Below are 17,521 nucleotides of genomic sequence, written 5' to 3'. Positions count from 1 at the left end.
GTCACCGGCGGAGGACCACCCGGGGCGGACTACATCCGTTCGGGCGCGGTGATGCCCAGCAGGCCCAGGCCGTGGCCCAGGGTGCGGGCGGTCAGGCGGCACAGGGCCAGCCGGTTGCCGCGCACGGGCTCCTCCGCCTTGAGGACCGGGCAGTTCTCGTAGAAGGAGGTGAACGCGCGGGCCAGGTCGTAGAGGTAGCCGCAGAGCCGGTGCGGTTCGAGGGTGGCGCCCACCTCCGTCACCACCGCGCCGTAGGCGTCCAGCGCCAGGCCCAGCTTCCGTTCGGCGGGCTCCGGCGCGACGGTGCGGTCGACCGCCGTCCCCGGATCGCCCGCGTGGCGCAGGATCGAACTGATCCGGGCGTGGGCGTACTGCAGGTAGACCCCGGTGTTGCCGGTCAACGACACCATCCGGTCGACGTCGAAGGAGTAGTCCTTCACCCGCGACGTCGACAGGTCGGCGTACTTGACCGCGGCGATGCCCGCCGACTCCGCGATCCGGTCGAGCTCGACCGGATCGAGGCCGGGGTTCTTCTCCGTGACGGCCGCCCGCGCCCGCGACACCGCGTCGTCGAGCAGGTCCATCAGGCGCACCGTGCCACCCGCCCGCGTCTTGAACGGCGTCCCGTCCGGACCCAGGATCGTGCCGTAGGCGGCGTGCTCGGCGGTGACGCCGTCGGTCAGCCACCCGGCGCGCCGGGCCGCCTCGAACACCAGCTGGAAGTGCAGCGCCTGCCGCGAGTCGGTCACGTAGATCAACCGGTTGGCCTTGAGCTCGCGCAGCCGGTAGCGGATCGTGGCCAGGTCGGTGGTGTCGTAGCCGTACCCGCCGTCGCGCTTGCGGACCATCAGGGTGACCGGTTTGCCCTCCGGCCCGGTCACCTCCCGCGAGTAGAAGACGAGCGCACCGTCGCTCTCCACCGCCAGCCCCGCGTCCACCAGCTCCTCGACGGTGTCGGCCAGCATCGGGTTGTAGAACGACTCGCCGACCGAGTCCTCGGGCGTGAGCAGCACGGTCAACCGGTCGTAGATCGCGCTGAACGACCGCTCGGACTCGGCGACGATGTCCTGCCAGACCGCGACCGTGCGCGGGTCGCCGGACTGAAGGGCGACCACCCGCGCACGGGACCGGTCGGCGAACCCCGGGTCGGCGTCGAACTCCGCCCGCGCCGACCGGTACAGGCCGTCCAAAGCGGACACCGCCGAGGCGCCCCCGGCCAGCTCGTCCTGGTGCCACGCGGCGTCCGGGTGCTCGTCGAGGTACTGGATCAGCATCCCGAACTGCGTCCCGAAGTCGCCCAGGTGGTTCTGCCGCAGCACGTCCGCGCCCAGGAACCCGGCCACCCGCGCCAGGCTGTCCCCGATGATCGTCGTGCGCAGGTGCCCGACGTGCATCTCCTTGGCGATGTTGGGCGCGGAGTAGTCGACCACCACCCGGCGGCCCTCCTCGGTCGCGCCGACACCGAGACGCGCGTCCGCCAGGCGGGCGGCGACCTGGTCCCAGATCGCCCCACCGGTCACGGTCACGTTCAGGAAACCCGGCCCGGACGGCTCCACGGACGCGATCACCGCGTCGCCCTCGACGTCCAGCCGGGCCACGACGTCCGCCGCGAGGTCGGCCGGCCTGACGCCGACGCGCCTGGCCAACGCCAGGGGCGCGTTGCACTGGAAGTCGGCTCGCTCCGATCGTCGCACCACCGGGTCCGCGCCCGCCAGGTCCTCGCGGACCCGGCCGATCGCCCCCGACATCGTCGCGGCGACCCGCTCCAGCAACGACGGCACCTCCTGGTGGTGGACACTCACCTGACACAGCCTCCTTGGTAGGGAGGCGATTGTTCCAGCTCCACCCGCGCCACCCGCCCAGGGGCGGCGGCGCCCGCACCGGACTGTTCCCCCGCCTCCGCCGGGACGTCAGGTCCGATAACGCGGGTTGGTGCTGTGCCACTCGAACCCGCCACCCGGCCACGCCCGGACACCGCGCAGGAACCGCCGCAGCTCCGGCGGCGACGGCAGCGCCTCCAGCTCCCGGTGGCCCGCCTCGAAGTCGCGGAACCAGCGCAGGACCGGCACGGCCTGACGGAACGGCCCCGGCGCGCGACTGCCGGACGGAGTGCCGATCACCCGACGGTGGGCGGTCGACAGTCGAGCCGGGAACTCCACCAGGTGACGGGGGACGTCGAGCGTGGCGGAATAGGCGACCATCGTGAGCCTCTGGTCGACGGAACATGATCCCGGCAGATCTGTCCCCACCAGGGCCTCACGTCCGCCCGCAGGCCAGAGCCCGGCCACCGCCGGTTCGCGGCCAACCTCCCGGCATCGACGGCCCGCCCGGCGGTAACGCGTACGTGAACCTCGTGAGGCACGAGGTTCACGTACGCGTTACTGAGCAGACAAGATCGCGAGAGACCTCGTTGGACCGCCAGTGCGGTCCGGCCGACCGGATCCGCGTGCTTCGCGGCTTCGCGCAACCGTTCCCTTGACGTCCAGGGGCCTCGTCCCTCAGGCCAGGCTAATCTTGATGCACGCAACCGTTCCTGGTGCAGATGTCGCCGCGCAAGTAGTTGCCCTGAACGTCATACATCTTGACGTAGACGATGGTGATCCCGCCAGGATAGTTGCAGGGAATGTCGACAAGGAATCCCCGAGTCTCGCCGACTGACGCCGTCCGTGTTTCCGGACCCACCAGGCAGTTAGGGGACTCGCCCCGGAACCAGGCCGTCTTTCCGGTGGAGACCGCTTTGACGGAGCCCGTGATGTGAACGCTGCGGTCGTACCAGGTGATCTCGCCGGCGAGAAGGCTTGCGCCATAGGGCAGGCGGAACGAACTGACCGGATAAGCCGCTTCCGACGTACTCGCTGAACCAACCGCAGGGGTTGTGAGCATTCCCAGCACGGCAAGCATCGCGGCGATCAAGGCAGTGGCGAAGGACGTTTTCGCCTTGGTTGTCTTCTTCTTCATCATCAGGCTCCTGGATTGTATCTTCGGGTCATTGCCAAGGTGTGTTCTGTGCGTGTAGCGGGATTCCGCTACACGTACCACTGGAATTTCCACGGGCGTCAGAGGCAGAAGCTCGAGGTGGGGTAGCAGGTGACTCCGGCGAGGGGATCTCCGGACGAGTCGGCGAGCCAGATGTCGACCCTGTCGGCCCCACCGGCAACGTTGGCTTCAAGGGAAAGACCCGTCGTCCCGGTTCTGTCGCACCAGAGACTGGTCCTCTCGGGGTCCAGCCTGGTGCCGCCCGCCCACACGGCCGCGTTCGCCCGGAGGCAACCGACGGCCTTCAACGTCCCGGTCACGCCGACCGACCGGTCGTACCAGGTGACTGTGCCGTTGTAGTAACTCGCTCCATACGAGATCGCGAACGAACTGGTGGGGTAATCGGCGGCGGTGGCCGGTGCCGCCGCGGTGACCACCCCGGCGACCACCGCAACCGCGGCTGCAACCGCGGCGACCTTCCTCGTACGGCTCTTCGCCGTCGAGCCGTCCTTCAGTTTCACCATGACGACCGCTCCTGCAGTTTCTTCGCAACGCCCCACATCAGTCGGCATCAGTCAGTGCGGGCTGTGGACCGGGTCAGGATGCACGGCCGATCGTGTGAACTTCTCACAGGTTTTCTGTACGGCGCTGCTCCAGCCGCTATGCCTGGTGGCCGGGGATATCCGGAACGGGGGTGGCCGGCGTGGCGGTGCTGTTGCGTCTGTTGGGGGAAGTGGCCGCGGAGGTCGGCGGCCGGCCGGTAGACCTGGGCACACCCAGGCAGCGGTGCGTGCTGGCCGCCTTGGCCGTCGACGCCGGGCGGGTGGTGTCGGTGGATCTGCTGATCGAGCGGGTCTGGGGTGCCGATGGCGCACCGCGGGCTCGGTCGACACTGCACAACTACATCTCCCGGCTGCGACGAGCGCTGGCCGGCGCGGGCGGTCTGGCCATCGTGCGCCGGTCGGGCGGCTACGCCCTGGTCACCGACATGACCGGGCCGCTGACGGACCTGCACCGGTTCCGCGAGCTGTGCGCCGCTGTCGACGCGGAAGCCGACGACGAGCCGGCGGTGCGAATGCTGACCGACGCACTGGGATTGTGGCGCGGGGAACCACTGACCGGCGTGGACGGGGAGTGGGTGCGAGCCGAGCGCGACCGCCTGGAACAAGAACGGCTGACGGCCGAGCACGAACTGGTCGACGCCCGGCTGCGCGCCGGAGACGGCGGCGAGCTGCTGGCAGAGCTGTCCGCCCGTGCCACGCGGCACCCGTTGAACGAGCGGGTAGCAGCTCAGTACCTAACGGCTCTGCATCGTGCTGGGCGCACCACTGACGCCTTGGAGCACTACAGACACGTCCGCACGCAACTCGTAGAAGAGTTGGGCACCGACCCCGGCGCCGCCCTGCAGGAGCTGCATCGGCAGATCCTCGCCGCCGATCCCCGCCTCGTCGCAGCACCCACGAGCACAGCCCACACAGCCGCAGCGCCCCAACCGGTGGTGCCTCGTCAGCTGCCCGCCGCTCTCTCGTCATTCGTCGGCCGCGAGGACGCACTGCGACAACTGGACAACCACCTGGACGCGACGGGCACAACCGGCCCAGTCGCCATCGCCTCCATCATCGGCACCGGAGGCATGGGAAAAACCTCACTGGCACTGCACTGGGCCCACCAGCACACCGACCGGTTCCCCGACGGACACCTGTGGGTCGACCTCCGCGGCTTCAGCCCGGACCATCCCCGGCAGGCAACCGACGTGCTGGCCGATTTCCTCGCAGCCCTGGGCGTCGACCGCGGGCTCCTTCCTCAGGACGTCGACGCCCGTGCCGCGCTCTACCGCACCCACACCACCGGCAAACGGATGCTGATCCTGCTCGACAACGCAGCCACCGCCGACCAAGTCGTACCTCTGCTACCCGGCGGCGACGCGTGCACCGTCCTGATCACCAGCCGCAACCGGCTCCCCACCCTGATCACCCGCCACAGTGCCCGACCTGTCCGCGTCGACGTGCTCACCGACGCCGAGGCTCGCACCCTGCTCGCCACCGCGCTCACCGACGCCCAGACCCCTGTCACCTCCCAGCAAGCGGTCACCGAGCTGATCACGCTGTGCGGCGGATTGCCCCTCGCTCTCGGCCTGATCACCGCACGCATCCGCACCCACCCCCACCTCCTCGATGACATCGTCGCCGACCTGCGTGAATTCGGCTTGGACGCCCTGAGCTCAGGCGACCCCGACTCTTGCCTGGCCGTCGTGCTGTCCTGGTCCCTGCGCCACCTCGCCGAACGGCACCGCGCAGCGTTCGCGCTGCTCGCGATCGCCCCGGGATCCGACTCCGGTCTGCCCGCCGCCATCAACCTCACCGGACTGTCCGCACGCGAGACGCACTCCGTGCTCCGCGCACTGACGGACGCATCCCTGATCACCCAGGCGCCTGGCGGCCGCTACGCGATGCACGACCTCGTCCGCGCTTACGCCGCCACCACCGCCCACCGCGATCTGACCGAACAGGCACGGCAAGCGGCACTGGGACGCGTGCTCGACTTCTACACCCACACCGCCCACCACGCCGATCTGATGCTGGACGTACACCGCGGACCCCTCGGACTCGCGGCACCCTCACCCGGCACGCACATCCATTCACCGGCCGATGCGACCGAGGCGTTGGCCTGGTTCGACTCCGAGCGCGCCACCCTGCTCGCCGCCCAGCACGTCGCGGCCCTCCGGCACAGCCACCACACCGTGTGGTGGTTGGCGATGTCCCTGGACACGTTCCACCACCGGCGAGGCCATCGTCACGACCGCCTCGCCGCGTGGCGTGCCGCGGCGCAGGCCGCGGAGCACCTGCCCGACCAGGTGACCCGCCTCGTAGCCCACCGGCACCTCGGGCGCGCCTGCGCCGCCGTGGGGTTGCACGAGGAAGCGATCGGCCACCTGCACCACGTCCTCGGTCTCGCCGAGGACCACGAAGCCCTCTACGAACAGGCGCACGCCCTCCTGACACTCGCACGGGTGTGGGGCAGGCACGACGATCACAAAGCCCTTGATCACGCCAAACAGGCACTGCACCTGTCCCGCGGACTCGACCGGCCATTGTGCGAAGCCCACGGACACAACGCCGTGGGCTGGTACACCGCCCGACTCGGCGACCACGACACCGCACGCGGCCACTTCCACGCCGCCCTCACCCTTCACCGGCGACACCACAACCCCACCGGTGAAGCCAACACCCTCGACGGCCTCGGCTACGTCGAACACAACACCGGCGACCACCACCAAGCCGTGCGCTACTACAGGCAAGCCCTCGCCCTGCGCCGCAGCCTCGGCAACGACTACGACGCCGCCAGCACCCTCGGGCACCTCGGCTCTCCGCACGCCGCGCTCGGCGAGCACGACCATGCCCGCGCGGCCTGGCGCGAAGCCCTGGTCATGTGCCGGCAGCAAGGCCGCGAGTCGGACGCCGAAGAGGTACTGCGGCAGCTCGACGCCCTCGACCACGCAAGAACACCGACCTCGGCAGGAACACCGCCACCCGCCCATTGCATCGCTCCCGCTCCTGCCCCCACGACATCGGCCGGATCCTGAGGAAGTCGGGGTTGACCTGTTTCACAACCTGCGCGTGGCCCGCGCCCACGCGGTCCCGGCGCTGTCCACGTGGACAACCGAGCCCACAACACACCGCTGCGCAACCTCCGAGTCCCGGGCGAACACGCTGCTGCTGAGCCCGAAGCAACCGTGGCACGCACTCCAGCACACCACCACCGGCCTCAGCCGCATCGGCACGATCACCAAAACCGCCCTCGTCCCCGACAACGCCGGGCACTGACTTCCCTTGAAAAAACCTCAGTCACCCGTTTGAGTGGCGACGGGAGGGTTATCGGAAAGGCGATCGGGTCGAGCGGAATCCTCCACTCGTCGCCACATTCTTCACCCGCACCGGTGACGGGCGCGATACCCGTGGTGGGCGTTGTCGGGAGCCGTTGCTCCGTCCAGGTCAGGGGAGGAGGACGACCTTGCCGGTGACCGTGCCGGACTCCGCCAGGCGCACCGCGTCGGCCACCCGCTCCAGCGGCACGCGGGCGGCGATCGCGGGCGTCAGGGAGCCCTCGGCGAGCAGGGCGAACACCGCGCCGAGGTCACGGGCCAGGCGGGCGCGGAACCGGGCCGGGTCGCGCTTGCCCGCCCAGACGTTGAAGAACGTGGCGCGGCGCCCGTCGGGCAGGGCGTTCCACCACAGCAGCCGCACGACCAGCTTCAGCACCGGCAGCCGCGACGAGCCGGGCTCGTCCTTCGTGGACGCGCTGCCGTAGGCGACGAGCCGGCCGCGCCGGGCGAGCAGGCGGTAGGAGTCGACCAGGCCGGGCCCGCCGACGTGGTCGAACACCGCGTCCACGCCGTCGGGCGCCAAGTCCCGGACCTTCCCCGGCACGTCGGCGTCGCGGTAGTCGACCGGGACGGCGCCCAGCGCCCGCACCGCGTCGTGGTGCCGCGCCGAGGCGGTGCCGATCACCCGTGCGCCGGCGAGCACGGCCAGCTGCACGAGCAGCGACCCGACACCGCCGTTGGCGCCCAGCACGAGCACCGTCTGGCCGGCGCGGACCTCGGCGAAGCCGTGCAGCATCTGCCACGCGGTGATCCCGTTGACGACCAGCGCCTCCGCCTCGGCCGCGTCGACGCCCGCCGGGACCGGCACCAGGTCGGCCGCGTCCACCAGCGCGTGGCTGGCCCAGCCGCCGGTCTTGGTCAGCGCCGCGACCCGGCCGCCGACCAGCGTCACGGCCACCCCGGGGCCGACCTCGGCGACCGTGCCGACCAGGTCGTAGCCGGGCACGAACGGGAACGGGGGCTGGTCGAAGTACTTGCCCTTGCGCATCTGCTTCTCGGCGAAGGAGACCCCGGACGCCTCGACCCGCACCAACGCCTGGCCCGGACCGGGGACCGGGCGCTCGCGGCGGCGCAGCTCCAGGCCGTCGGGCTCGACCGCGCCCGGCAGCACGACTTCCAGGACCTGCTCGGCGGACTGCTGGCTCATCGCTCCTCCAATGTATTAGTGGTCAGTCACTCACAAATGAGTCAACGCGGTCGTGGCCTCCTGTGTCAAGCGGAATCGATAGAAGAGTGGTTGGTCACTCACACTCGTCACGAGGGGTAGACGCGCGTCTCGGTGGCCTTCACGGCGGCCCACAGCTCGTCACCGGGCCGCAGGCGCAGGTCGGCGACGGTCGCGGTGGTCACGTCGGCCAGCACGGGCGGCTCGCCGTCCAGCCGCACGCGCGTGGTGTGGGCGTGCCGCTCGATCCCGGCCACGGTGACGCGCCACGCGTTGCGCGGGCTGCCGGCCGGCCGCGCCGGGTGCAGGCCGACCGCGGTCGGGGGGAACACCACGTGCACCGGCCCGGTCGCCGGCTCCGCCACGGTGAGCGTGCCGCCGGCGTCCAACGACACGGTCGTGCCGTGCGCCGTGCCGCGGTACAGGTTGAGGCCGACCAGGTCGGCGACGTAGTCCGTGCGCGGCCGGCGGGCCACCTCGGCCGGTGCGCCCTCCTGCACGACCTCGCCGTGCTCCAGCACCACCAACCGGTCGGCCAGCACCATCGCGTCCAGCGGGTCGTGCGTGACGAGCAGCGTGTGACCGGGGAAGTCGCGCAGGTGCCTGCCCAGCTCCGCGCGCACGTGCAGCCGCGTGGCGGCGTCCAGCGCGGCCAGCGGCTCGTCCAGCAGCAGCAGGTCCGGGCCGGTGGCCAGGGCGCGGGCCAGCGCGACGCGCTGCGCCTGCCCGCCGGACAGCGTGCGCGGCTTGGCCTTCGCGTGCGCGGCCAGCCCGACGCGGTCCAGCCACCGCGCCGCCTCCGCCCGCGCCGCCGCGCGTCGTACGCCCCGGGCGCGCAGCCCGAACGCGACGTTCTCCACCGCGGACAGGTGCGCGAAGAGCAGGTAGTCCTGGAACACCACGCCGATCGGACGCCGCTCGGCGGGCCGGAACACCTCCGGCGGCACGTCCCACGCCTGCCCGCCGAGCCGGATGTGCCCGCCGCTCAACGGCAGCAGCCCGGCCAGGGCGCGCAGCGCGGTGCTCTTGCCCGCGCCGTTCGGGCCGAGCAGCGCGACCACCTCGCCCGGCTCCACCACCAGCCGCGCGTCCAGCCGGAACGCGCCACGAGCGACCCTCAGGTCGGCGTGCAACGTCATGACGGCCCGCTGACCCACCGGTCGCGCAGGGCGGCCAGCACACCGACGGACACCAGCAGCAGCACCACGCTCAGCACGATCGCCGCGTCCGGATCGGTCTCCAGGGCCAGGTACACGGCCAGCGGCATGGTGGTCGTCTCGCCCGGGAAGTTGCCCGCGAACGTGATGGTGGCCCCGAACTCGCCCAACGCCCGCGCCCAGCACAGCACCGTGCCCGCGACCACCCCCGGCAGGATCGACGGCAACGTCACCCGCCGGAACGCCGTCCAGCGCGACGCGCCCAGCGTCGCGGCGGCCTCCTCGTAGCGCGGGTCGGCCGCGCGCAACGCCCCCTCCACCGAGATGACCAGGAACGGCATCGCCACGAACGCCTCCGCCAGCACCACCCCGGCGGTGGTGAACGGCAGCGAGAGGCCGAACCACGCGTCGAGGTACTGCCCGACGAGCCCGCGCCTGCCGAGCACGAGCAGCAACGCCACCCCGCCCACCACCGGCGGCAGCACCAGCGGCACCGTCACCAACGCCCGCAGCACACCCCGCCCCGGCACGTCGCCGCGCGCCAGCAGCCACGCCAGCGGCACGCCCAGCACCAGGCACACCACCGTCGCCAGGCTCGCGCACACCAACGACAACCGCAGCGCCTCGCCGACCGCCGGGCCGGCCAACCGCGACGGCACCGTGCTCCACGGCGTGCGGGCCAGCAACCCGACCAGCGGGACGAGCAGGAACGCGAGCCCGACCACGGCCGGCAGCACCAGCGCCACCGGCAGCCGGCCCCCGGTCCGGCGGCGGGCGACCCGGCGGCGCGTCGACCTCACGGCGCGTCGAACCCGGCCTCGGCGAGCGCCGCCCGACCCCGGTCGGACCGCACGAAGTCCACGAACGCCCGCGCGCCGGCCGGGTTGCGCGCCTCGGCCAAGGGCGCGATCGGGTAGTCGTTGACCGTCCGGTCGGCCTCCGGGAACCCGATGCCCTCGACCTCCCCGCCGGCCGACCGCACGTCCGTCCGGTACACCAGCGCGGCGTCCACCTCGCCGAGCCGCACCTTGGTCAGCACCGCCTTGACGTCCTGCTCCACCGTGTCCGGCCGCGCCGTCACCCCGGCGGCCTCGAACGCCCGCTTCGCCGCCGCGCCGCACGGCACCTGCTCCGCGCACAACGCGATCTTCGCGTCGGCGTCCGCGAAGTCGGCCAGGCCGGTGACGCCCGCCGGGTTGCCCGCCGGCACCGCGATCGTCAACCGGTTGCGCGCGAACGTGACCGGCGCGGCGGCCGTCCCGCCCGCGTCGGCCACCTCCGCCATGTCGGCGGGCGCCGCCGAGGCGAACACGTCCGCCGGCGCGCCCTGCCCGATCTGCCGCGCCAGCGCCGAGCTGCCGCCGAAGTTGACCACGACCTCCACGCCCGGCCGGGCCGCCTCGAAGTCCTCGGCCAGCCTGGTGAACACCTCGGTCAGCGACGCCGCCGCGAACACCGTGACCCGCTCGTCCGCCGCGCCCCCGGAGGTGCCGCAACCGGCCACCACCACCAGGAGCGCCGCCAGCGCCGGTGCGCGCATCACGCCTCCGGGATCTCGACCACGACGTGCGTGGACTTGATCGACGCGACCGCCACGGCGCCCACCTCCAGGCCCAGCTCGTCGGCCGAGTCGCGGCTCATCAGCGACACCACCCGGAACGGCCCGGCCTGCAGCTCGACCTGCGCCATGACCCCGTCCTTGACCACGCGCGTGACGATCCCGCGCATCCGGTTGCGCGCCGACGCCGCCACCGTCACCCCCGGCTCCGGCGCCTCGGCCAGGCGCTGGGCGAGCTCGGCCAGCTCGCGGCCGTCGACACCCTTGCGCCCGCTGTCGAGCCGCACCGCGGTCAAGCGGCCCTGGTCGATCCACCGGCGCACGCTGTCGTCGCTCACCCCCAGCAGGGCGGCCGCGTCGCTGATCCGCAGATTCGGCACGTCGGGCAGTGTAACTCCGCACCCGCGGAGTCCGGTGACCTCCGTGCCGCCGCCGACCGCGCCGGCCGGGCCACCGGCCACGCCGCCGCGGATCCCGAGGGTCCGCCACACCCGCGGCCCCGCAGCCGGCATGATCATCCCGGCCGTGCCCGCACGGTCGTCGAACGCGCCGAACGGCCGGCACCCCGGCCGCGGACAACGCGCTGCGTGACCGCCCGGCTGACAGCCGGGCGAACCACGTCGCGTAAGTTCACCCGGGGAGGCGCTTGACTGGGAGGGCGTAGATGGCGAGTTCCGGAGGACGGCGGCATTTCGGGCGGGTGGACCCGTTCTGCCTGTTCATGGTCCTGCCGCTGGTGCTGATCGCGGGCATCCTCATCTGGGGTGGCCTGGCCTGGGTCGGCGTCGTCGTCATCGTCTGCGCGGCCATCGTCGTGCTCATCGACTCGTGGACCAACCGCCCGCTCCCGTTCGACGTGCCCGAGGACGACTACGACTACGCCCCGCCGGAACCCCGCCGCCGCGCCCACTAGGCGCGCGCACCGGTCCGGGGGAACGTCTCGGCGACCGCGGCGTCCACCGACACCGGCCGGACCGGCGTGACGAACAGCTCCCGCAACAGCAACGCGCCCGCGTGCGCCGGGTCCAACCCGGACTGCTTGCCCGTCAGCCGCTGCGCGAGCCCGCCCAGCCGCAACGCCACCCGCACCACCGCGCCCGGCAGGCGGCGCACCGCGCGCGGATGACCGGCGGCCGCCGCGATGCGGCCGATCATGTCCGGCCACGTCAGGTTCTCGGCCGCCACCGGGATGTCCTCACCGGACGCCCGCTCCAGCGCGTCGACGGCGATGTCGGCCACGTGCGCGGCCGTCGTCGCGGCGCTGCCGCCGGGCGGCGCCAGCAGCGGCGACCGCGACCGGACCCACTTGTCCAACGGGCCCGACCAGTTCGGCAGCCGGTCGCCGGCCCGCCCGAACACGAACGGCAGCTCCAGCACCGCCACCGGCAGCCCGGGCCCGGCCGCCGCCCGACCCGCCCGCGCCTGCTCGACCCGGCTGCGGATGTACGGGTGGCGTGCGACCAGGTCCCACTCGGGGTGCAGCCGGTGGAAGTGCGTGTAGTACGACCCGAGCACCACGGCCCGGCTCAGCCCCTCCTCGCGCGCGGCGGTGAGCAGCCGCACGACCGGCGCGACGTTGCCCCGGTGGAACACCGGGTACGCGGGCCGGCGCGGCACCTCCCGGTCGTCCGCGCCGGCCGCGAACACCACGCCGTCGTGACCCGCGAGCAACGCCCGGAACTCCGCCTCGGTGGCCGTCGTCGCGTCGAGGGTGTGGGCCACGCCGTCCCGCGCGGTCCGCGCCACGGACGTCACGTCGTGCCCCCGCTCCCGCAACCGCTCGACGACGTGCCGCCCGACCAACCCGCTCGCACCCACCACCAGAACCTTCACGGGCAGATCATGCCCGCCCGGCCGCGCCCGGGCGCAACCGCGCCGCGCGGTGCGCCCGCGGGGAGGGGTTCCCGCACGCCCCGGCTCACCGAGCGTCGATCACGCGGAACGCAGTGTGAGCAAGGAGATCTCGCTCGGCGCGAAGACGCGCAGCGGCGGACCCCAGAAACCCGCGCCACGACTCGTGTACAGCCGCGTGCGCTCCCCGTGGCGGCTCAACCCCGCCAGCACCGGCTGCTGCAACCGCACCAGCAGGTGGAACGGCCAGATCTGGCCGCCGTGCGTGTGCCCGGACAGCTGGAGGTCCACGCCCGCCGCCACCGCCTTGGGGATCTCACTGGGCTGGTGGGCCAGCAGCACCACCGGGTCGTCGGCGCGCGTGCCCGCGAGGGCGGCCTCGAGGTCCGCGCCGTGCCCGGCCTCGCCCGAGTGCGCGCCGGTGACGTCGTCCACGCCCGCGAACACCAACCGCGCCTCGCCGCGTTCGAGGACCCGGTGCTGGTTGTGCAGGCTCGTCCAGCCCAGCTCGGCCATGTGGTCCAGCCACGCCTGGGCGTTGCTGATGTACTCGTGGTTGCCCGACACGTAGAACAGGTGCCGCGCGCGGACGTCGCCGAGCGCGGCGGCCTGGCCGCGGCGTTGCGCCACCGTGCCGTCCGCGATGTCGCCGACGTGCACGACGACGTCCGGGTCCAGCGCGTTGACCGCCGCCACCGTGCCGACGGACCACTTCGTGCGGTCGATCGCGCCGTAGTGGGTGTCCGCGAGCACCGCGACGGTGAGGCCGTCGAACGCCTCGTCGAGCCGGGGGAGCGGCACCTCGGTCCGCTTCACCCGCGGCACGCGGCGCGCCTCGCGGAGGCCGTACCCCACCAGCGCCAGGCCGACGACGAGCAGGGTGAGCGCGACGACCCGCGCCCGCAACGGGTTCTCCACGCCCGCCGCCGCCAGCACGATCCGCAGGACGTGCGTGATCACCGTCCAGGAGAAGAACACCCACGCGACGCCCAGCATCAGGTGCGCGACCCGGGACGCCCGGTCGGAGTGCCGGCGGCCGTGCGCGCGGACCAGCAGCAGCGGGAACGCCACCGACGTGACGACGAAGAACGCCGTGCCGACCGCCTGCACCGGCCACGGCCACCGCGCGCCCGGCGGGAGCAGACCGGTCCAGGGCACCCAGAAAAGCAGCGCGGTCAGCGTGAGGAGCACCGCCGTGAAGGTGACGCGCCGCCGCGCGGACGGGCGGGGCGGCGCGGTCGTCGTGCTCGACATCGGCTCTCCTCGACGGGCTTTACGAACCAGCGGGCTCTTATCGACGGTAGTCCGCCGTGCCGCCGGTGTCCAAGTTTGACGACGGGGTGCGCGGAAACCCCGGTCGCATGGCTGACGATCACGAACACGAGAGCCGCTCGACGGAGGACTTCCGGGTCGAGACGCCGGAGGAGGACGCGCGCCTGGCCGCCTCGCGGCGCACGATCGACGAGGCCAAGGCGGTCGCCGCCGACCTCGCCGAGACCACCCCGGACCCGCTGCCGGACAGCGAGCCGCCGCACGGGTCGACCCCCGGATCCTGACCGGCGGCGCCCGGCCGGGCGGGGTCCATAGTGGACTCACCCGAATGGCGGTTGAGAACGCGAACACCGGTATGGATAGTTCGATCTTCCGCGGGGGTGTCCAGTCGATCGCCGCTTGACTTGGGGGTAACGGGGCGTGGCTCGTCCAAGCCGCACCGTGGTGGACGACGCGCTCTCGTCACCCGGCCAACCCGCGCTGCGCCGGATCCGGCGGCTCACCGAGGCCTACGCCTGGCTCAGCTCCGTCGCCTTCGCGGTCCAGCTGCTCGTCATGGGCGTCGGGCCGGGCCGCTTCGTGCTCTTCGCGCTGGTGCCGCTCGTGCTCCTGTCGTGGCTGCTGCGGCCGATGAGGGACAGCTGGCTGATCGCGCTGGTCGAGTGCGCGGTCGTGCACGGCGCGATGTTCGTGCTGCCCACCCCGCAGCCCGCCCTCGGTTTCGTGTTCGCGGTGACCGTGCAGCGCGCGCTCCGCGGCACCGACCACGAGCGGTTCCCGCTGCGGGCGATGCCCGCGCTGCTCGGGTTCCTGACCGGCTTCACGGTGTGGCTCTCGGTCACCCCGGTCGCGGTGACCGGCCCGATGGTCGCCTCGGTGGTGATGCCGTTGGTGGGCCTGGCCGTCGTCGCGACCGCGCTGCACGAGACGGCGCGCTCGGCGCGGCTCGTGCAGGACGCGCACCGCACCGTCGAGACCGTGGTGCGGGCCAGCCCGGTCGGGCTCGTGCTGGTCGACGCCGAGGGCGCGCCCCTGCTGCACAACGACCGGGCCCGCGAGCTGCTCGCGTGGTCCGAGGACGCGCCCGGCCGGGTGCCGTGCCCGCACGGCCCGGACATCACCGCCTGCGCGCGCGGCTGCCGCGCGGCCGAGGACGCGGTGGAGGTCCGGGTGACCCGGGCGGACGGCTCGACCGGCGTGCTCGCGGTGCAGGCGGTGCCGGTCGAGCACGTCTCCGAACCGCACACCCTGGTCACCGCGCTGGACGTGAGCAAGCGCCGCGAGCTGGAAGACCAGCTGCGCACCCGGGCCGAGCGCGACGAGCTGACCGGGCTCGCCGGGCGCACGCACTTCCTGCACCTGGTGGACGCGGCGCTGCCCGCCGGTGAGACGGTCGGCCTGCTGGTGATCGACCTCGACGGGTTCAAGGAGGTCAACGACGCCGAGGGGCACGAAGCGGGCGACTGGTACCTGGTGTCGGCGGCCGAGCGGATCGGCCGGGCCGTCGGACCCGTCGCCACCGCCGCGCGGCTCGGCGGCGACGAGTTCGCGGTCCTCGCGCCCGGCCACGACGTGCGTGACGCGGCACGGCTGGCGACCCGCATCCTGTCCGAGCTGGCCCGGCCGCTGACCGGCTTGGGGCACGACACGGTGATCCGGGCCAGCGTCGGCGTCGCCGTGTCGTCACCGGGGGTCGGGACGGCGGACCTGCTGCGCGACGCGGACACCGCGATGTACGTGGCCAAGCGCGAAGGCGGCGGGCGGATCCGGCTGTTCCGCCCCGAGATGGGCGAACGGGTGCTGGCCCGGCAGCGCGACAAGGCCGACCTGCGCACCGCCGTGTCCGACGGGCAGCTGGTGCTGCACTACCAGCCGATCGTGGACCTGGCGACGTCGGAGGCGGCGGGCGCGGAGGCGCTGGTGAGGTGGCAGCGGCCGGGGCACGGGCTGCTCGGGCCCGGCGAGTTCATCGGGCTGGCGGAGGAGACCGGGCTGATCGTGCCGCTGGGCAACAAGGTGCTGGCCGGCGCGTGCGAGCAGGCGATGAGGTGGCGTGAGCAGGGGCGCTCGCTCGGGGTGACGGTGAATGTGTCGACCAGGCAGCTGTCGGCGCCCGCGTTCCTGCCGTCGTTGGACCGGGTGCTGAAGACCACGGGCCTGCCGCCGGAACGGCTGACGATCGAGGTGACCGAGTCGGTGTGGGCCGACGGCGCCGCGATGCGCGGGCTGATGGAGGTGCGCGAGACCGGCGTGAGGGTCGCGCTGGACGACTTCGGCACCGGCTACTCGTCGCTCAGCTACCTGCAGCGCTACCCGTTCGACGTGGTGAAGATCGACCGGTCGTTCACCAACGCCCTCGCCGAGACCGGCCGGACCGCCGGCGTCGTGCGCTGCATCATCGACCTGGCGGAGGTCCTGGGCGCCCACACCGTCGCCGAGGGCATCGAGACGCAGGCCCAGGCGGACTGGCTGCGCAACGCCGGCTGCGCCTACGCCCAGGGCTACCTCTTCGGCCGCCCCGACCTGGCCGAGAACTGGGACGCCCAACCCTCCGTCCCCCACTGACCCGAGAGTCCAACGTCCACGGCGCGAGAGTCCAACGTCCACGGCGCGAGAGTCCGACGTCCACGCACCCCGAGTTGAACGCTCGGTGATGCTTGAACGTAGAACTCAGTGGTCGTGAACGTTGGACTCTCGCGCCGTGGAGGGAGGACTCACGCGGGGTGGGGGTGGGACTCTCGGGTCAGGGGAGGTCGGCGAGCGTGTTCCAGAACATCAGCTCGTAGGAGTGCAGGAGGCGGGCGGCGGGCATCGCGCCGGCCGGGGACCAGCCGGTGGCCAGGACGTCGTCCAGCGCGCGCAGGCCCAGCGCGTCCAGCTCCGGCGCGGGCTCGGCGAAGAAGTCGAAGAACGCGCACCCCGCGTCGTCGAAACCGTAGTGCTCACGCAGCGCGGCGGCGATCGTCGCGCAATAGCCACCCCATTCCGCGAAGTTCGCCAGAATCGCCAGGAGCGCATCGTGCGGATTGCCGTCCAACGCCAGCCTGGCCACGTACGACGGATATGCCTGACACCCCGGCAACGGTCGGTACGCGGCCACGTCATCCGGGCCCAGTCCGGTCGCGGCGGCGAAATCGGCCAGTTTGGCCAACGCCAGTCCCTCGCCTCCCGCGACCGTCGCGAAGAACTCGCGCTGCGCGGGCAGGGGAGACTGCGCGGCCAACGTGAGGAACGCTCGCCAGTCGCTCTGCACGATGCGGTGCTCTTCCGCCGCCAACGCCTTCAACGTGCCGAGCGGCGCCTCGCCGGACGCGATCAACGGCACCAGCCGGTTCGTCCCGCCCTCGCCCCGCAGTTCCGCCCGCACCCGCTCCAGCAGGTCTTTCGCGTCCTTCGCCATCGTTTCCCCTCGTCCGGGCACCGCACGTCACCGACGACGGCGGCATGACCATTAGGCACTCTATAGAGCCCGCCCGCACCGCCCGGACGGGCATGTCGTCGGTTCTGTGGATGAAGACTCGGCAACGGGAGTTGACGTGGAGTCCCCTTAGCCGATCTCATAGCCCCGCCTTGTCGAACGTCAGCGTTGCCTCAGTGGGGAGTGCCGGGATTGCGCGTCGCCGGAGCGAAGTCGGTCGAAAGCCGCGAAATCCCGATCG

16 protein-coding genes are annotated in these 17,521 nt (G+C 72.5%); 4 read left to right on the top strand and 12 right to left on the bottom strand.

The annotated features are described in order from the left end of the window. Nucleotides 1-29: 29 nt before the first annotated feature. The 4 genes from argS to IOD16_RS17215 all read right to left on the bottom strand — a co-directional run bounded on the left by argS (nucleotide 30) and on the right by IOD16_RS17215 (nucleotide 3,500). On the bottom strand, nucleotides 30-1,802 hold the full coding sequence (gene argS, locus IOD16_RS17230) for an arginine--tRNA ligase (protein WP_236595048.1): 1,773 nt from the start codon (nucleotides 1,800-1,802) through the stop codon (nucleotides 30-32). 108 nt (nucleotides 1,803-1,910) lie between these two features. Beyond that, nucleotides 1,911-2,069: a hypothetical protein gene (locus IOD16_RS17225; protein WP_425471124.1), complete on the bottom strand. Its 159-nt coding sequence runs from the start codon at nucleotides 2,067-2,069 to the stop codon at nucleotides 1,911-1,913. A 439-nt stretch (nucleotides 2,070-2,508) separates the two neighbouring features. Then, the gene (locus IOD16_RS17220; RefSeq protein WP_236595047.1) at nucleotides 2,509-2,961 is read right to left on the bottom strand and encodes a hypothetical protein; all 453 of its coding nucleotides are present in this window, start codon (nucleotides 2,959-2,961) and stop codon (nucleotides 2,509-2,511) included. Nucleotides 2,962-3,056: 95 nt separating this feature from the next. Next, entirely contained in the window at nucleotides 3,057-3,500 is a 444-nt protein-coding gene (locus IOD16_RS17215; RefSeq protein ID WP_201440864.1) for a hypothetical protein, read from the bottom strand. Nucleotides 3,501-3,679: 179 nt separating this feature from the next. On the opposite strand from IOD16_RS17215, the gene IOD16_RS17210 reads away from it, so the two are divergent. Next, nucleotides 3,680-6,559, top strand: a complete 2,880-nt coding sequence (locus tag IOD16_RS17210) for an AfsR/SARP family transcriptional regulator (protein WP_201440863.1) — start codon at nucleotides 3,680-3,682, stop codon at nucleotides 6,557-6,559. A gap of 409 nt (nucleotides 6,560-6,968) precedes the next feature. On the opposite strand, the gene IOD16_RS17205 is transcribed toward IOD16_RS17210, so the two are convergent. The 5 genes from IOD16_RS17205 to IOD16_RS17185 all read right to left on the bottom strand — a co-directional run bounded on the left by IOD16_RS17205 (nucleotide 6,969) and on the right by IOD16_RS17185 (nucleotide 11,119). Further along, nucleotides 6,969-8,006, bottom strand: a complete 1,038-nt coding sequence (locus tag IOD16_RS17205; RefSeq protein WP_201440862.1) for a medium chain dehydrogenase/reductase family protein — start codon at nucleotides 8,004-8,006, stop codon at nucleotides 6,969-6,971. 107 nt (nucleotides 8,007-8,113) lie between these two features. Beyond that, the gene (locus IOD16_RS17200) at nucleotides 8,114-9,163 is read right to left on the bottom strand and encodes an ABC transporter ATP-binding protein (RefSeq protein ID WP_123747733.1); all 1,050 of its coding nucleotides are present in this window, start codon (nucleotides 9,161-9,163) and stop codon (nucleotides 8,114-8,116) included. After that, nucleotides 9,160-9,981, bottom strand: a complete 822-nt coding sequence (gene modB, locus IOD16_RS17195; RefSeq protein WP_123741681.1) for a molybdate ABC transporter permease subunit — start codon at nucleotides 9,979-9,981, stop codon at nucleotides 9,160-9,162. The genes IOD16_RS17200 and modB overlap by 4 nt, the downstream gene beginning before the upstream one ends. Beyond that, nucleotides 9,978-10,721, bottom strand: coding sequence for a molybdate ABC transporter substrate-binding protein (modA, locus tag IOD16_RS17190; RefSeq protein ID WP_201440861.1), 744 nt, complete (start codon nucleotides 10,719-10,721; stop codon nucleotides 9,978-9,980). The genes modB and modA overlap by 4 nt, the downstream gene beginning before the upstream one ends. Further along, complete coding sequence (locus IOD16_RS17185; protein WP_123747731.1) at nucleotides 10,721-11,119, bottom strand: TOBE domain-containing protein; 399 nt, start codon at nucleotides 11,117-11,119, stop codon at nucleotides 10,721-10,723. The genes modA and IOD16_RS17185 overlap by 1 nt, the downstream gene beginning before the upstream one ends. 284 nt (nucleotides 11,120-11,403) lie before the next feature. On the opposite strand from IOD16_RS17185, the gene IOD16_RS17180 reads away from it, so the two are divergent. After that, nucleotides 11,404-11,652: a hypothetical protein gene (locus IOD16_RS17180; protein ID WP_201440860.1), complete on the top strand. Its 249-nt coding sequence runs from the start codon at nucleotides 11,404-11,406 to the stop codon at nucleotides 11,650-11,652. Here the strand turns inward: IOD16_RS17180 and IOD16_RS17175 are convergent. Together IOD16_RS17175 and IOD16_RS17170 are read right to left on the bottom strand one after the other, a co-directional pair. Continuing rightward, nucleotides 11,649-12,572, bottom strand: coding sequence for an NAD-dependent epimerase/dehydratase family protein (locus IOD16_RS17175; RefSeq protein ID WP_201440859.1), 924 nt, complete (start codon nucleotides 12,570-12,572; stop codon nucleotides 11,649-11,651). The two genes, IOD16_RS17180 and IOD16_RS17175, sit on opposite strands and share 4 nt — an antisense overlap. A gap of 99 nt (nucleotides 12,573-12,671) precedes the next feature. Further along, nucleotides 12,672-13,844: a metallophosphoesterase gene (locus IOD16_RS17170; protein ID WP_201440858.1), complete on the bottom strand. Its 1,173-nt coding sequence runs from the start codon at nucleotides 13,842-13,844 to the stop codon at nucleotides 12,672-12,674. Nucleotides 13,845-13,951: 107 nt separating this feature from the next. Between IOD16_RS17170 and IOD16_RS17165 the strand changes: the two genes are divergently transcribed. Together IOD16_RS17165 and IOD16_RS17160 are read left to right on the top strand one after the other, a co-directional pair. After that, the gene (locus IOD16_RS17165) at nucleotides 13,952-14,146 is read left to right on the top strand and encodes a hypothetical protein (protein ID WP_201440857.1); all 195 of its coding nucleotides are present in this window, start codon (nucleotides 13,952-13,954) and stop codon (nucleotides 14,144-14,146) included. Nucleotides 14,147-14,282: 136 nt separating this feature from the next. Continuing rightward, entirely contained in the window at nucleotides 14,283-16,427 is a 2,145-nt protein-coding gene (locus tag IOD16_RS17160; protein WP_148088672.1) for a putative bifunctional diguanylate cyclase/phosphodiesterase, read from the top strand. Between the two features lie 178 nt (nucleotides 16,428-16,605). On the opposite strand, the gene IOD16_RS17155 is transcribed toward IOD16_RS17160, so the two are convergent. Beyond that, the gene (locus IOD16_RS17155; protein WP_123741675.1) at nucleotides 16,606-17,262 is read right to left on the bottom strand and encodes a transcriptional regulator; all 657 of its coding nucleotides are present in this window, start codon (nucleotides 17,260-17,262) and stop codon (nucleotides 16,606-16,608) included. Nucleotides 17,263-17,521: the final 259 nt, after the last annotated feature.

Origin of the sequence: Saccharothrix sp. 6-C, from assembly GCF_016695385.1 — a bacterium.
GTDB lineage: Bacteria > Actinomycetota > Actinomycetes > Mycobacteriales > Pseudonocardiaceae > Actinosynnema > Actinosynnema texasense.
Note: the sequence above shows the minus strand (reverse complement) of the source record. Positions and strands in the feature narration are given on the sequence as shown.

Coding starts and splice junctions, on each gene's coding strand:
- IOD16_RS17220 (WP_236595047.1), bottom strand. CDS start 2,961: ATGATGAAGAAGAAGACAACCAAGGCGAAAACGTCCTTCGCCACTGCC.
- IOD16_RS17215 (WP_201440864.1), bottom strand. CDS start 3,500: ATGGTGAAACTGAAGGACGGCTCGACGGCGAAGAGCCGTACGAGGAAG.
- IOD16_RS17205 (WP_201440862.1), bottom strand. CDS start 8,006: ATGAGCCAGCAGTCCGCCGAGCAGGTCCTGGAAGTCGTGCTGCCGGGC.
- IOD16_RS17200 (WP_123747733.1), bottom strand. CDS start 9,163: ATGACGTTGCACGCCGACCTGAGGGTCGCTCGTGGCGCGTTCCGGCTG.
- modA (WP_201440861.1), bottom strand. CDS start 10,721: ATGCGCGCACCGGCGCTGGCGGCGCTCCTGGTGGTGGTGGCCGGTTGC.
- IOD16_RS17180 (WP_201440860.1), top strand. CDS start 11,404: ATGGCGAGTTCCGGAGGACGGCGGCATTTCGGGCGGGTGGACCCGTTC.
- IOD16_RS17170 (WP_201440858.1), bottom strand. CDS start 13,844: ATGTCGAGCACGACGACCGCGCCGCCCCGCCCGTCCGCGCGGCGGCGC.
- IOD16_RS17165 (WP_201440857.1), top strand. CDS start 13,952: ATGGCTGACGATCACGAACACGAGAGCCGCTCGACGGAGGACTTCCGG.
- IOD16_RS17155 (WP_123741675.1), bottom strand. CDS start 17,262: ATGGCGAAGGACGCGAAAGACCTGCTGGAGCGGGTGCGGGCGGAACTG.